This window comes from Streptomyces sp. NPDC049585 (assembly GCF_040675615.1).
In the GTDB taxonomy this organism is placed as follows: domain Bacteria; phylum Actinomycetota; class Actinomycetes; order Streptomycetales; family Streptomycetaceae; genus Streptomyces; species Streptomyces luteosporeus.
Window position 1 is genome coordinate 151,527 of the sequence record NZ_JBFAPE010000003.1, and the last position, 14,344, is coordinate 165,870.

Below are 14,344 nucleotides of genomic sequence, written 5' to 3' on the forward strand. Positions count from 1 at the left end.
CCCCTCATGGACCAGCTCATGGACACCGGCCGGCCCGCGCCGACCGCCACCGACCTGCCCGTGACCCGGCTGCGCTGGGCGATCAGCCTCTTCTTCGCCCTCGACGGCTTCGTCTTCGCCGGCTGGGTCGTGCGCATCCCCGCCATCAAGGAACAGACCGACGCCTCCGCCGGTGCGCTCGGACTGGCCCTGCTGGGCGTGTCGGTGGGCTCGGTGACCACGATGCTGTTCACCGGAGCGCTGTGCCGCCGCTACGGCAACCACCCCGTCACGGTCGTCACCGCGGCCCTGCTGTCGCTGTCGGTCGCCCTGCCCCCGCTCGCCGACTCCGCGCTCGCCCTCGGACTGGTGCTGCTGGTCTTCGGCGCCGCCTACGGAGGCCTCAACGTCGCCTTCAACGCGGCCGCCGTCGACCTCGCCGAGGCCGTCCGGCGCCCGATCCTGCCCTCCTTCCACGCCGCCTTCAGCGCGGGCGGCCTCGCCGGAGCCGGCCTCGGCGGGCTGCTCGCCCCCCACCTGGGCCCCCAGCCGCACCTGTTGCTGCTGACCCTGATCGGCCTGCTCGTCACCGCCCTCGCCGGACGCGTCCTGCTGCGCTCGCCCGCACCGCCCGCCGGCGGCGCCGCGGCCCGCGCCGCGGAGGCCGGGCAGGGCGGCGGGGGAATGCCGGCGGGCCGGGTACGGCTGTTCCTCACCGTCTACGGCCTGATCACCCTGTGCACGGCCTACGGTGAAGGCGCCCTCGCCGACTGGGGCTCGCTCCACCTCACCGAGGACCTGCACACCGGGCCCGGCGTCGCGGCGGCCGGCTACGCGTTCTTCGCCCTGCTGATGACCTTCGCCCGGGCCACGGGCACCCGGCTCCTGGAACGCCTCGGCGGCACCCCCGTCCTGGTCGCCGGCGGCCTGCTGGCCGCGGTGGGCATGCTCACCGCCGCCCTGGCCCCCGAGCCGTGGCTGGTGTTCGCCGGCTACGGGCTCACCGGGCTCGGCCTCGCCAACGTCTTCCCCGTCGCCGTCGGCAGCGCCGGCGCCCTCGGCGGCTCCCACGGCGTCGCGGTGGCCTCCACCCTCGGCTACACCGGCATCCTGCTCGGCCCGCCCTCCATCGGCTTCCTCACCGAGGCGTTCGGCCTGCCCCGGGCCATGACGACCATCGCCGCCCTCGCCGCCCTCGCCGCGCTCCTCGGCCACCTGCTGGAACGCGCCCGGCGCCACCGCGCACCCGCCTGAGGAACGGCCCCCGCCCACCACGCACCCCGCGCCGCACCACCTGTCACGACCGAAGGAGGCCCCATGGCCGTCAAAGGATGCATGTTCGACTTCTCCAGCACGCTCTTCCACCTGGAGGACGCCGAGACCTGGCTCGGCGCGGTCGCCGCGGAGTCGGGACTCGGCATCGGCGAGGACGACGTGCGCAGGTGGGCGGCGCGGCTGCGGGAGTTCGGCGCCGTGCCCGGCGGCCCGGCCCCCACCGCCGCCGGTCCCGAACTGATGCGGCTGTGGGAGGAACGGGACCTCGACGTCGTCCGGCACCGGGCCGCGTACACCGGTCTGCTGCGCGCCGCCGGCCTGCCCTGGCCCGAGCTCGTCGAGCCCCTCTACGAGCGGCACATGACCCCGCCCGCCTGGCAGCCCTACCCCGACACCCTGGACGTGCTGCGCACGCTGCACGAGCGCGGCGTGCCCGTCGCCGTGGTCAGCAACATCGGCTACGACCTGCGGCCCATCCTGCGCCACCACGGGATGGAGAGTTATGTCGACGCCTTCGTGCTCTCCTTCGAGCACGAGATCCAAAAGCCCGACCCGCGGCTGTTCCGCATCGCCTGCGACCTCCTCGGCCTGGCCGCGCCCGACGTCGCCATGGTCGGCGACGACCGCGTCGCCGACGCCGGGGCCGCCGCCCTCGGCTCGCCCGTCCACTTCGTGGACCCCCTGCCCGTCACCGAGCGGCCCGACGCGCTGCGCGCGGTGCTCGCCCACCTGCTGTGAACGGCGCCGGGCCGCCGGCCCGGCCGAATCCGGAACGGACGGAAAGACACCACCGCCATGCCCCTCACCACCGACGCCCCAGCCCCCCGCATCGCCCTGGTCGGCGCCACCGGCGCCGTCGGCACCACGCTCATCCGCCTCATCGAGGAGCGCGGCTTCCCCTACCGGGAGGTACGCCTGGTTGCCTCGGCGCGCTCGGCCGGCCGCGAACTGACCGTCGACGGCCGCCCCTACCGCGTGGAGGACCTGGAGACCTTCGACTTCTCCACCGTCGACCTCGCCTTCTTCTCCGCCGGCAGCTCCGTCAGCCGCACGTGGGTGCCCGGCGCCGTCGCACAGGGCGCGCTCGTCGTCGACAACACCAACGCCTTCCGGATGGATCCGGCCACCCCGCTGGTCGTCCCGCAGGTCAACGCCCACGAGCTCGACCGGCGCCCGGACAGCGGCATCGTCGCCAACCCCAACTGCTCCACCATCCCGCTCGTCCGACTCCTGCGGCCCGTCGCCGACCGGTGGGGCATCCGGCAGGTCGTGGTGAGCACCTACCAGGCCGCCTCCGGACGGGGCCACTCCGGCATCGCCGAACTGCAGGAGGCCAGCCGCGTCACGCTCGCGGACCCCGCCGCCCAGGCGCCGGCCGAGGAGTTCACCCCCACCCTCGCCTTCAACGTGATCCCCTTCATCGACGAGCTGCTGGAGAGCGGGTTCACGCTGGAGGAGCAGAAGATGCTCCAGGAATCCCGCAAGATCCTCGGCCTGCCCCACCTGGACGTGACCACCACCTGCGTCCGCGTCCCCGTCGTCAACGGCCACTCCGAGGCCGCCTGGGTGGAGTGCAACGACGTCGTCGACCGCGACGAGCTCGTCCGCCTGCTGGCCGCCGAGCCCGAGGTCACCGTCCACGACGCGACCACGCCCGGTGCCTTCCCCACGCCGCGCACCGCCGGCGAGCCCGACCACGTGCACGTCGGCCGCGTCCGCGTCGCCCCGCACAACCCGCGCGGCTTCTGGATGTGGGTCGTGGCGGACAACCTGCGCATCGGCGCCGCCCTGAACGCCATCCAGATCGCCGAGGCCCTCACCGAGCGGGGCGTGCTGTGAGCGCCGCGGACCCCTCCCGCACGCCCGCCGTGCTGAAGTTCGGCGGCTCCAGCTTCCCCCGCCCCGCCGCCTACGGCGAGCTGGCGAACGAACTGGCCGCCCGCCTCGATGCCGAGGGCCGGCCGCTGGCCGTCGTGGTCAGCGCCATGCCCGGCGAGACGGAACTGCTGCGCGCACGGCTGCACGAGGCCGACCCCCGGCCCACCGGCGACCGCGTCGCCGGCCTGCTCACCCTCGCCGACACCGTCAGCGCCCACCTGCTGGCCGCCGCCCTGAACGCGGTCGGCAGGTCCGCCACCGTCCTGGCCGGGCACGAGAACGGGTTCACCACCGACGAGACGTTCATGTGGGCCCGGCTGCAGCACATCGACCCGCAACCGCTGCGGCGGGCCGCCGCCGCGCACGACGTGGTCGTCGTCCCCGGCGGGCAGGCCGCCGACGGGCGCGGCCGGCCCACATGGCTGGGCAAGAACAGCTCCGACCTGTCCGCGGTCGCCGTGGCCGTCGCGCTGGGCGCCACCCACTGCGAGATCCACTCCGACGTCGAGGGCATCCACACCAGCGACCCGAACCAGGTCACCGGCACCCGCCTGCTGCAGCACGTCTCCTACCGGGACGCCGCCGAGATGTCCCGGCACGGCGCCAAGGTCCTGCACCGGCGGGCCGTACGCCTGGCCGAACAGCACGGCGTCACCATCGTCTGCCGCCACAACACGGCCCCCTTCGCGCGCGGCACCGTCATCGGCGCGGGAGAGGCCGTCGCCGACGCGGTCGTCCTCAACCTGCGCTCCCTCGTCCTGGCCTTCCCCGACGCGACGGCCGCGGACCGGGCGTTCGACGCCTTCCGCGCCGACGGCGTCGACGCCCTCCGGCTCGAGGACGGCCCGCACGTCGCCGTCGTCGGCGGCTACGTGGACCAGGAGGAGGCCCAGCGCCGCCACGGCCTGGCCCCCGGGCGCGTCGTCGGCATCCCCGTCACGCAGATCCGCGGCGGCCGGGCCACCGTCCACGTCGCCGCCGACGAGGACGCGGCCACCACGCTCGCGCGCCGGCTCCACGCCGAACTGCCCCCGCCCACCACCGATTCCCCGGACCTCCCCCTCCCCGCAGGAGCACGCCCATGACCGTCCACGTCCCCGCGGCCACCGCGGAAGCCACCCTCATCGAGATCGCCCTGCCCGACGACGTGCGCGACGGCCTGGGCGCGGCACTGGCCGCCGAGGGCGAGCCGACCGCGGACATCGACCGGGCCATGACCCGCTACCTGCAGATCTTCGCCCAGCTGCCCACCGATCTCCTCCAGCGCATCCTCGACTTCGGCCGCCACTGCGACACCCCGGGCGTCGGCTACCTGCGCAACCTGCCCGTCGACGCACACCTGCCCGCCACCCCGGCGGACGGCCGCCCCAGCCGCGAGAAGACCACCTTCGTCGCCGAGGGCGTACTGCTGGGCCTGAGCGGCCTGCTCGGCGAGCCCGTCGGCTTCGCCACCGAGAAGGACGGACAACTGGTGCACGACGTCGTGCCGGTCCCGGGCGGCGCCATGACCCAGACCAACCAGGGCTCCTCCGTCTTCCTCAACTTCCACAACGACATCGTCCACGACGCCGGCGGCCGCTACGACCTGGCCAGCCCCGACTTCCTCGTGCTCAGCTGCCTGCGGGCCGACCACGAGGGAGTGGCCGGTACGTACTACGCCGACGCCCGCGACATCTGCCGCGCCGTCGACGCCCCGACCCTGGAGATCCTGCGCAGCCCGCTGTTCCGCATGAACGCCCCCGGCAGCTACGTCCGGGACGTCGCCGGCGGCGTCGACGTGCTCTCCGACCCCGTCCCGATGATCAGCGGCCCGGACGCCTTCCCCGAGGTGTCCGCCGCGGCCAACGGCGTCCACCCCATGACGGAGGAGGCCCGTGCGGCCCTCGACCGCCTGCAGGTGGCCTGCCGCCAGGTCGCCCACGAGGTCTTCCTGCGGCCCGGACAGACACTGCTGATCAACAACCGCAAGGGCCTGCACGCCCGTTCGCAGTTCACCGCCCGCTACGACGGCCGGGACCGCTGGCTGCAGCGCACCTACGTGCGCCGCAACCAGTGGGACATCCGCCACCGGGCCGCCCCCGGCAGCAGCCGGCTCCACTGAGCCGCCCCGCACCCCCCGACGAAGCCCCTCGCACGCCACAGGAAGAGGCCGACTCCCATGACCAACGTCGCCGTGATCAACTACGGCCCCCGGCTCGACTACCCCGCCATGTTCCCCGACGCCAAGGACCGGCTCCACGTCTTCAGCCACCACGAGCTGAAGAACACCGAGGGCCTGGCCCACTACGAGTACGTCGAGAACTGCGAGGCCGTGCCGTACCCGGAGCTGATGATCCGCCGCCTGGCGCGCGAGAAGCCCTTCACGCACATCATCACGGACAACGAGTACGACCTGGAGCGGGTGGCCCGCATGCGCGAGGACCTCGGCATCCCCGGCCAGTCGTCCGCCAGCGCGCTGTCCTTCCGCGACAAGTCCGTCATGAAGCGCGTCGCCGCGCGCACGGTGCCCACCGCCCGCTTCGCCCGGCTGGAGGTCTTCACCGACCTCACCGACTTCATCGAGGCGACCGGCTACCCGGTGGTCGTCAAGCCCGTCAAGCAGGGCGGCTCGCGCGACATCTGCGTCCTGCGCGGCGACGACGACCTCGTCGCCTTCAGCCGCCGCCCCTGGCGCGAGGACCTCATGGCCGAGGAGTTCGTCGAGGGGCCGATGTACCACGTCGACGCCGTCCTCGGCCCCGGCTACCGCTTCGTGGCCTCCTCCCGCTACCTGCGCAGCTGCCTCGGCGTCTTCTCCGGCGACAACAACGGCTCCGTGCAGCTGCGACCGGACGACCCCTTCGCCAAGCGCCTGGAGGAGTACCTCGATCAGGTCCTGGAGGCGTTCGAGGTGCCCGAGGCCAGCGCCTACCACCTGGAGGTCTTCCACACCCCCGGGGACGAACTGGTCTTCTGCGAGATCGCCGCACGCGTCGGCGGCGACCGCATCCCCGTCCTGACCCGCGCCACCTACGGCGTGGACCTGCACACCGCCGCCCTGCGCCTGTCGAGCGGCCTGCCCGCCGACCCCCCGACCACGGCCGCGCCCGCCGAGGTGCACGGCTCGGTGTCGATCCTCCCGCAGGGCCGGCCGGTGCGCCTGCCCGGCCGGCCACCGTTCGACTGGGTGCACCACTACGAGGTCAACGAACAGATCGCGCCCGACGCGGTCACCCTCCACAGCGCCTCGTACCTGTGCTTCGTCACCGTCCGCGGCCGCGACGCCGCCGAGGTGGAGGAGCGGCTTCTTCAGGCCGAGAGCTGGCTGATGGAGCACCTGGAAGACCTGCCGAGCGCATGACCACGAGAAAGGCGACCCCCATGGCCTACCGGATCCTCGTCCTGGTGTCCGAGGCGTACAAGTTCAAGCTCGACAACCACTCGATCATCCCCAGCGCCCTGTACCGCGAGGGCCACGACGTCCACATCGGTGACATCGACACCCTCTGCCTGCACGACGGCGTCATCGTCTGCGACCGCATGCGGGTCTCGGAGGAGTTCGTCGCCGGCGGCGCCTTCCCGCAGCTGAGCGAGTCCTACGCCTCCGCCGAGGACTTCGACCTCGTGTGGGTGCTGGCGGGCACCCACCCCGAGGCCCTCACCGACTACTTCCAGCTGCTGTGGCTGCTCAACCAGCGCGTGCCCTTCGTCAACGACGCCACCGCCCTCTTCTACCTCAACTCGAAGATCAACCTCGGTGCGCTGGTGCCCCGGGAGAACCTGCCCGTGTCGTACGTCTCCAACGACTACGACTTCCTCAACGAGCTCGTCGAGGCCGACCCCGACCGCTCCTGGGTCACCAAGCCCACCAACGGCGGCTGCGGCCAGAACGTCTACGTCGTCAACGAGCGCGACCGCAACCGCTCGGCCATGCTGGCGTCCGCCACCGGCAACGTCACCTCGCGCTACATCAGCTACGGCCGCGACATCATCGGCATGGCCAAGCGGTACACCGCCATCCAGGAGTACATCCCCAACGTCCGCGAGAACGAGAAGCGGGTGATCCTCGCGGGCGACACACCGGTCACCGGCTTCCTGCGCTTCCACCGGGAGAACGACAACCGTGCCAACGCCACCGTCGGCGCCCGCTTCGAGCGGCTGACCCTCACCGAGGAGGAGGACGCCTTCCTGCGCCGTCTCGGCAAGCGGATGATGGACCACGGCATCTTCTACGTCGGCATCGATCTGGCCTACCCCTATGTGATCGAGGTCAACATGGAGAACCCCGGCGGCCTGAACTACCACCGGCGTGCCACCGGCGAGGACCTGTCCTCCGAGGCCGTCAACGCCGTCCTGGCCTCCCTGCGGGCGGCGGGCAAGATCTCCTGACCGGCACCCGGGCCGGCCGCCATTCCGGCCGGCCCGATCCCGGCCGCGGCCCTCACGCCCCGACGTCGCGGCTGCGCAGGTCGGCCGCGGTCTCGCGGCGCACGAGCAGCCGGGCGCGGCCGTCCGCGACCGCGACGACCGGCGGCCGGCCGACGAGGTTGTACGCCGAGGCCATCGACACCTGGTACGCGCCCGACGCCGGGACCGCGAGCACGTCGCCGGGGCGTACGTCCCGCGGCAGTGCCACGCCCTCGGCCAGCACGTCGCCGGCCTCGCAGTGCCGGCCCACCACGGTCACCGGGCGCATGGGCTGGGCCGAGGCGCGGCCCACCAGCCGTACGGTGTAGCGCACCCCGTACAGCGCCGGGCGCGGGTTGTCGCTCATACCGCCGTCGACGGCGACGAAGGTGTGCACGCCGGTGTGCTTGACGGCGACGACGCGGTAGAGCGCCACCCCGGCGGGCCCGGCGATCCAGCGCCCGGGCTCCACCGTCAGCCGGGGCACCGGCAGGTCGGCGTGGGCGCAGCGCAGCGCCAGCTCGGCGGTGACGCGGGCGGCGTAGGCGGCCGGGTCCAGGGCGGGTTCGCCCTCGCGGTAGGCGATGCCGAAGCCGCCGCCGAGGTCGAGTTCGGGGAAGGTGACGCCGTGGTGGTCGCGGATGCGGGCGAGCAGGTCGACCAGGCGCCGCACGGCGTCGACGTAGGGGTCGGTCGAGGTGATCTGGGAGCCGAGGTGGCAGTGCAGTCCGGCGAGTTCCAGCCGCGGTTGGCCCAGGATCCGCGCCACCGCCTCCTCGGCCTCGCCGCCCGCGACCGGCAGCCCGAACTTCTGCCCCTCCACCCCCGTGCGCACCGCCGCGTGCGCGCCCGCGGCCACTCCGGGCACCACCCGCAGCAGCACGCGCTGGCGCGTCCCGGCCGGCACCAGCGCGGCCAGCCGGGCCACCTCGCCGACGCTGTCGAGGACGATGCGGCCCACGCCCAGCCGCAGCGCGGCGCGCAGGTCGGCCGGGCTCTTGGCGTTGCCGTGCAGGACGATCCACTCGGCGGGGAAGCCGGCGTGGGCGGCGAGGTCCAGCTCGCCGGCCGAGCACACGTCGAGCAGGAGCCCCTCCTCCTCGACCCAGCGGATCATGGCGCGGGACAGGAACGCCTTGCCGGCGTACGCGACGTCCGCGTCCGGCAGCGCCGCCCGCCAGGCCCGGGCCCTGGCCCGCACCTCCGCCTCGTCGACGACGTACACGGGTGTGCCGAAGCGGTCCGCGAGCTCGGCCAGGCCGACCCCGCCGACAGCCGGATCGCCGGGGGAGGGGACGGTGGTGGAGGCGGGCCACACCGCGGCGGGCGCCCCGAGCAGGGACGGCAACGGCGGCAGGGCGGCGGGGGACAGAGGCAGGGTCACGTCAAGGACTCCAGAGGCACGAAGAGTGAACGGCGGGCGCCCGCGGCACAGGGGGCGCGGGCGGATCGTGCTGCGCCCCGTCAGGGGCGCGGGGAACTGCGCGAGAGGCCACGACGTGCCCGCAGATTGCCGGGCCCCGGGGTGGCGTGTCAGCTGCGGGCCGTCGCCGGTTGATCGCGCAGTTCCCCGCGCCCCTGAGGGGCGCCGTGGTGGCGCGTGACGAAGATCCGCCGGACACGGCCTAGGCGGGCAGGGCCGGCAGCGAGGGCGCGGTGTCCTCCGGCGGCAGCGGCCGCACCGGGGGAGCGCTCAGTTGCGGGTCCACCGAGACCTCGCGGACGCCCAGCGGCGCGGCCAGCGCCCGGACGGCCGGCAGGGACAGGCGCACGGCGGGCACGCCGGGTCCCAGACAGTCCGACAGCCGTCGCCTGCTACTGAAGGCGACGGCTGTCCGGGTGCCGAGGGGAGTGCGGAAGACGCGGAGGGCGAAGCCCCAGGGGCAGGGCCTGACGGGTACGTACAGGGGCTTGCCCGGGCCGGGATGGCAGGGTTCCCCGTCCTCGCCGGCGCGGCCGGCGTGGCCCTGCGGGGTGTCGGTGTCGGTACCGGCGGCGGCCGCGGCGACGGCGGCGGCCTCGGCCGGGGTACGGCTCACATGCATGACGTTCCTCGGGAGAACAGTCGGAGGATCGGTCGGTTCGTCGGTCACGGTATGCCCGTTCCCGGCGCGGTCGTACGCCGCTTTGACAGCACATTGACCCCGCCCGGCCGTCCCTTGACGCGTCGCTGACGCCGCCCGAGGTCCCCGCCCGGGCGGGAAACCACTCCCCCCGGGTCTGGTCCGCGGGCGATCATCGGCGCACGATGCTGGAGTGCGGGCCCGACAGGCGCCCGGCGACAGGGAGGACATGTGACGGCAATGAACGCGACCGGCGCCCCCGGCCCGGCGGATGCACCGGACCGGGGCGGGTTCCGGGCGGCGCGGGACTTCCTGCTCGCCCGTCGCGAGGACTGGACGGGGGCGTACGAGGGCTTCGCCTGGCCCCGACCGGCGCACTTCAACTGGGCCCTGGACTGGTTCGACGCGATCGCCCGCGGCAACGACCGCACGGCGCTGTGGATCGTGGAGGAGGACGGCGGCGAGGAGCGCATCTCCTTCGACGCGCTGCGCCGCCGCTCCGACCGCGTGGCAGGCCGGCTGCGCGCCCACGGCGTACGGGCCGGCGACCGCATCGTGGTCATGCTCGGCAACCAGGCCGAGCTGTGGGAGACGGCGTTGGCGGCGATGAAGCTGCGGGCCGTCGTCATCCCCGCCACCCCGCTGCTGGGCCCGGCCGACCTGGCCGACCGCATCGGGCGCGGCGGCGCCCGGCACGTGGTCGTACGGGCGCAGGACACCGCCAAGTTCGCCGGGCTCACCGGTGACTTCACCCGTATCGCCGTCGGGGGAGCGCCCGAGGGCTGGGTCTGCTACGAGGAGCCGGTCGACGGCGAGGAGGACTTCGCCCCCGACGGGCCCACCCGGGCCGACGACCCCCTGCTGCTGTACTTCACCTCCGGCACCACCGCTCGCCCCAAGCTCGTCGAGCACACCCACACCTCGTACCCCATCGGCCACTTGGCCACCATGTACTGGATCGGGCTGCGCCCCGGCGACGTCCACCTCAACATCTCCTCGCCCGGCTGGGCCAAGCACGCCTGGTCCAGCCTCTTCGCGCCCTGGAACGCCGAGGCCACCGTCTTCGTCCACAACTACACCCGCTTCGACGCCGCCCGCCTCATGGCGGAGATGGACCGCTGCAAGGTGACGAGCTTCTGCGCCCCGCCCACCGTGTGGCGCATGCTCATCCAGGCGGACCTGAGCGCCCTGCGCACCCCGCCGCGCGAGGCCGTGGCCGCGGGGGAGCCGCTCAACCCCGAGGTCGTCGAGGCCGTCCGGCGCGCCTGGGGGGTGACCGTCCGCGACGGCTTCGGGCAGACCGAGACGTGCGTGCAGATCGCCAACCCGCCCGGGCAGCGCCTCAAGCCCGGTTCCATGGGCCGCCCGAGCCCCGGCTACCGGGTCGTCCTGCTGGACCCGCACACCGGGCGGCCGGCCGACGAGGGGGAGATCGCCCTCGACCTGGGCGAGCGGCCGGTGGGCCTGATGACCGGCTACGCGGGCGACCCGGAGCGCACCGCCGAGGTCATGGCGGACGGCTACTACCGCACGGGCGACATCGGCGCCCGGGACGACGAGGGGTACATCACCTACATCGGGCGTGCCGACGACGTCTTCAAATCCAGCGACTACAAGATCAGCCCCTTCGAGCTGGAGAGCGCCCTGCTGGAGCACGAGGCCGTGGCCGAGGCCGCCGTCGTGCCTGCCCCCGACCCGCTGCGGCTGTCGGTGCCCAAGGCGTACGTCGTCCTGGCCGAGGGCTGGGAGCCGGGGCCGGAGGCGGCCAAGGTCCTCTTCGCCCACTCGCGGGCCGTGCTCGCGCCGTACAAGCGCGTGCGCCGCCTGGAGTTCACCGACCTGCCCAAGACCGTCTCCGGCAAGATCCGCCGCATCGAGCTGCGCGAGCGCACCGCACGCGGCGAGGGAACCGAGTACCGCGAGGAGGACCACCGGTGAGCAGCACCTTGCCCGCGCACACGGCAGGCCCCACCGACACCCCGCTCCTGGAGGAGACCATCGGGGCGAACCTCGCCCGCGCCGTCGCCCGCTTCGGCGAGCGGGACGCGCTCGTCGACGTCCGCGGCGGGCGCCGCTGGACGTACGCCGAGTTCGGCCGGGCCGTGGAGGAGGTCGCCCTCGGGCTGCTCGCCAAGGGGGTGGCCAAGGGCGAGCGGGTCGGCATCTGGGCCGTCAACTGCCCCGAATGGGTGCTGATCCAGTACGCCACCGCCCGCATCGGCGCCGTCATGGTCAACGTCAACCCGGCCTACCGCGTGCACGAGCTGGGGTATGTGCTGCGGCAGGCGGGCGTCGCCGTGCTCGTCGCCTCGACCGCCTACAAGACGAGCGACTACCGGCACATGGTCGAGCAGGTGCGCGGCGACTGCCCCGCCCTGCGCGACGTCGTCTTCGTCGGCGATCCCACCTGGGAGGCGCTGGTGGCCCTCGGCCGCAACGCCGACCCCGCCCTGCTCGCCGCCCGCGAGGCCACGCTGAGCTGCCACGACGCGGTCAACATCCAGTACACCTCGGGCACCACCGGCTTCCCCAAGGGCGCCACCCTCTCGCACCGCAACATCCTCAACAACGGCTACCTCGTGGGGGAGGGCCTCGGCTACGGCGAGGAGGACCGCATCGCCCTGCCCGTGCCCTTCTACCACTGCTTCGGCATGGTCATGGGCAATCTCGCGGCCACCTCGCACGGCGCCTGCATCGTCATCCCGGCACCCGTCTTCGACCCCACCGCCACCCTGCACGCGGTCGAACGCGAGCGCTGCACCTCGCTGTACGGGGTGCCGACCATGTTCATCGCCGAGCTGGGGCTGCCGGACTTCGCCACCTACGACCTGTCCTCCCTGCGCACGGGCATCATGGCCGGCTCGCCCTGCCCGTCGGAGGTGATGAAGCGGGTGGTCGCCGAGATGCACATGGCCGAGGTCGCCATCTGCTACGGCATGACGGAGACCTCCCCGGTCTCCACCCAGACCCGGCGCGACGACGACCTCGAACGCCGCACCGGCACCGTGGGGCTGGTCCTGCCGCACACCGAGGTGAAGATCACCGACCCGGGGACGGGCGCCACGGTGGGCCGGGGCGAGCCGGGCGAGCTGTGCACCCGAGGCCACGGGGTGATGCTCGGCTACTGGGACGACCCCGCGCGCACGGCCGAGGTCGTCGACGCCGAGCGCTGGATGCACACCGGCGACCTCGCCGAGATGGACGAGGACGGCTACGTGCGCATCGTGGGCCGCATCAAGGACATGATCATCAGGGGTGGGGAGAACGTCTACCCGCGCGAGATCGAGGAGTTCCTGCACACCCACCCGAAGATCGCGGACGTCCAGGTCGTCGGGGTCCCCGACGCCAAGTACGGCGAGGAGATCATGGCCTGCGTCGTCCTGCGCGATCCGGCCGACCCCCTCACGCGCGAGGAGCTCGCCGCCTACTGCGACGGCCGGCTCGCGCACTACAAGGTGCCGCGCCACCTGAGGGTGATGGAGGCCTTCCCCATGACCGTCAGCGGCAAGGTGCGCAAGGTCGAGCTGCGGGAGCAGGGCGCGGCCCTGCTGGCCGGGACGGGCCCGGCGGGTGCGGGCGGCGCGGCGCCGGTGAGGGCCGGCGGCTAGCGGACACGGGCCGGGGGTGGTGGGCCGGCCCTTCGCGGGCCGTACCCACCACCCCCGGTTCCCCCGTCGAACTCTTCCTCGTTCCCCCCGTTGTCCCCCGTTCCCTTCTGCGTTTCCCCCGTTGGTTCCCCCGTGCTCCCCCGTTGGACGGGCCCGCGGTCCCCCGTGGCTCGCGGGCCCTGTATCCAGTCTCCGCCTCGATTCGCTCAACTGGCCATGGGGCGTAGGGCAGTTCAGAGCAAGAATTGAGGTTTCACGCAGCGTGGGGGATCCCGTGATGCCCAGGGTGCGCCCAGGGGGCGGGCGCCTCAGGGACGGCCCCTGCGCAGCAGGTCGTCCGCCCAGTCGTTCAGGGCCTGCGGAGCACCGGTGAGGTCCATCACGAACAGCGGAAGGCGCAGGTCGTCCGCCCGGCACCGGGCGTCCCGGGCGTAGCCGGCGAGCGAGAAGCAGATGCCGGTCACGTCCTCCATGAGACTGCGCAGCCACAGGCACTCCACGTCACGCAGCGTGGTGGGCAGGGTCGTGGGGTCGATCCGGGCGATCACCCGCGAGCCGCGGAGGTTCACTCCGGAGGCGGTGGGGGCCGCGCGGACGCCGGGCCGGCGCACGTCCGTGAAGCCGAGCCAGCGCAGGTAGCGCTCGGCCGACATGACCGCATCGCGCTCGGTGCGGATGGGCACGGGGCGGAACGGCCCGGCGACCCGCGGCCGTTGCCGCTCCCGGCCGGCCGCGGACCGGGGCGCGCCCTGCTCGGCGGCTCCGCGCTCCGTCGCGTCCGCCTCCGCCGAGCCCGGCCCGGCGGCGTCCCCGCGGGCCGGTACGACGGGCAGGCGGACCACGGTGCCGCAGGCGCAGCCCAGTTCCGGCCGGGGCCACTGGCCCTGCCGGTCGCACGCGGGGCAGCGCACCGCGACCCACGAGTCGCGCCAGCTGCGGTGGGCCAGTAACTCCGGCGTCGCGTCGGCCGGCACGGGCAGGGTCAGCGGTGCTCCGCAGGCGCAGGGGAAGGTCGGTGGGGTGAAGGAGTGCTCCCGGTGGCACGTGGGGCAGTGCACCGGCACGCTCTTGGCCATCTTCGGCTCCAGCGAAGGGTCCTAGGGGAAGTGGGGATCCCCATCGTCCACGATGCAGGGGCGGCCGGGGAGCGAATCG

The 14,344-nt window shown here is 73.7% G+C and carries 12 protein-coding genes; 9 read left to right on the plus strand and 3 right to left on the minus strand.

Annotated elements, in window-relative coordinates; translation table 11 throughout:
- The first annotated feature begins 6 nt into the window (after positions 1-6).
- The 7 genes from AB0K17_RS04990 to AB0K17_RS05020 all read left to right on the plus strand — a co-directional run bounded on the left by AB0K17_RS04990 (position 7) and on the right by AB0K17_RS05020 (position 7,500).
- Positions 7-1,233 (plus strand): MFS transporter, encoded by a 1,227-nt coding sequence (locus AB0K17_RS04990; RefSeq protein WP_365966137.1) that lies wholly within the window; start codon positions 7-9, stop codon positions 1,231-1,233.
- A gap of 63 nt (positions 1,234-1,296) precedes the next feature.
- A complete protein-coding gene (locus AB0K17_RS04995) occupies positions 1,297-1,992 on the plus strand; it encodes an HAD-IA family hydrolase (protein WP_365966138.1) in 696 nt (231 codons plus the stop codon).
- A gap of 57 nt (positions 1,993-2,049) precedes the next feature.
- On the plus strand, positions 2,050-3,093 hold the full coding sequence (locus AB0K17_RS05000; protein WP_365982127.1) for an aspartate-semialdehyde dehydrogenase: 1,044 nt from the start codon (positions 2,050-2,052) through the stop codon (positions 3,091-3,093).
- Positions 3,090-4,217 carry an aspartate kinase gene (locus AB0K17_RS05005; RefSeq protein WP_365982128.1) on the plus strand — a complete coding sequence of 376 codons (1,128 nt, stop codon included), beginning with the start codon at positions 3,090-3,092 and terminating at the stop codon, positions 4,215-4,217. The genes AB0K17_RS05000 and AB0K17_RS05005 overlap by 4 nt, the downstream gene beginning before the upstream one ends.
- On the plus strand, positions 4,214-5,233 hold the full coding sequence (locus AB0K17_RS05010) for a TauD/TfdA family dioxygenase (RefSeq protein WP_365982129.1): 1,020 nt from the start codon (positions 4,214-4,216) through the stop codon (positions 5,231-5,233). The genes AB0K17_RS05005 and AB0K17_RS05010 overlap by 4 nt, the downstream gene beginning before the upstream one ends.
- Positions 5,234-5,290: 57 nt before the next feature.
- Entirely contained in the window at positions 5,291-6,472 is a 1,182-nt protein-coding gene (locus AB0K17_RS05015; protein ID WP_365982130.1) for a hypothetical protein, read from the plus strand.
- Positions 6,469-7,500, plus strand: a complete 1,032-nt coding sequence (locus AB0K17_RS05020) for a glutathione synthase (RefSeq protein ID WP_365966144.1) — start codon at positions 6,469-6,471, stop codon at positions 7,498-7,500. Before AB0K17_RS05015 ends, AB0K17_RS05020 begins: the two co-directional genes overlap by 4 nt.
- 52 nt (positions 7,501-7,552) lie before the next feature.
- On the opposite strand, the gene lysA is transcribed toward AB0K17_RS05020, so the two are convergent.
- Together lysA and AB0K17_RS05030 are read right to left on the minus strand one after the other, a co-directional pair.
- Positions 7,553-8,896 carry a diaminopimelate decarboxylase gene (gene lysA, locus AB0K17_RS05025; protein ID WP_365982234.1) on the minus strand — a complete coding sequence of 448 codons (1,344 nt, stop codon included), beginning with the start codon at positions 8,894-8,896 and terminating at the stop codon, positions 7,553-7,555.
- Positions 8,897-9,143: 247 nt separating this feature from the next.
- On the minus strand, positions 9,144-9,557 hold the full coding sequence (locus AB0K17_RS05030; RefSeq protein ID WP_365966145.1) for an SAV_915 family protein: 414 nt from the start codon (positions 9,555-9,557) through the stop codon (positions 9,144-9,146).
- A gap of 264 nt (positions 9,558-9,821) precedes the next feature.
- Between AB0K17_RS05030 and AB0K17_RS05035 the strand changes: the two genes are divergently transcribed.
- Positions 9,822-11,519, plus strand: coding sequence for an AMP-binding protein (locus tag AB0K17_RS05035; RefSeq protein ID WP_365966221.1), 1,698 nt, complete (start codon positions 9,822-9,824; stop codon positions 11,517-11,519).
- On the plus strand, positions 11,516-13,189 hold the full coding sequence (locus AB0K17_RS05040; RefSeq protein WP_365966146.1) for an AMP-binding protein: 1,674 nt from the start codon (positions 11,516-11,518) through the stop codon (positions 13,187-13,189). The genes AB0K17_RS05035 and AB0K17_RS05040 overlap by 4 nt, the downstream gene beginning before the upstream one ends.
- A gap of 308 nt (positions 13,190-13,497) precedes the next feature.
- Here AB0K17_RS05040 and AB0K17_RS05045 read toward each other — a convergent pair whose 3' ends face one another.
- Complete coding sequence (locus tag AB0K17_RS05045) at positions 13,498-14,265, minus strand: hypothetical protein (RefSeq protein WP_365982131.1); 768 nt, start codon at positions 14,263-14,265, stop codon at positions 13,498-13,500.
- Positions 14,266-14,344: the final 79 nt, after the last annotated feature.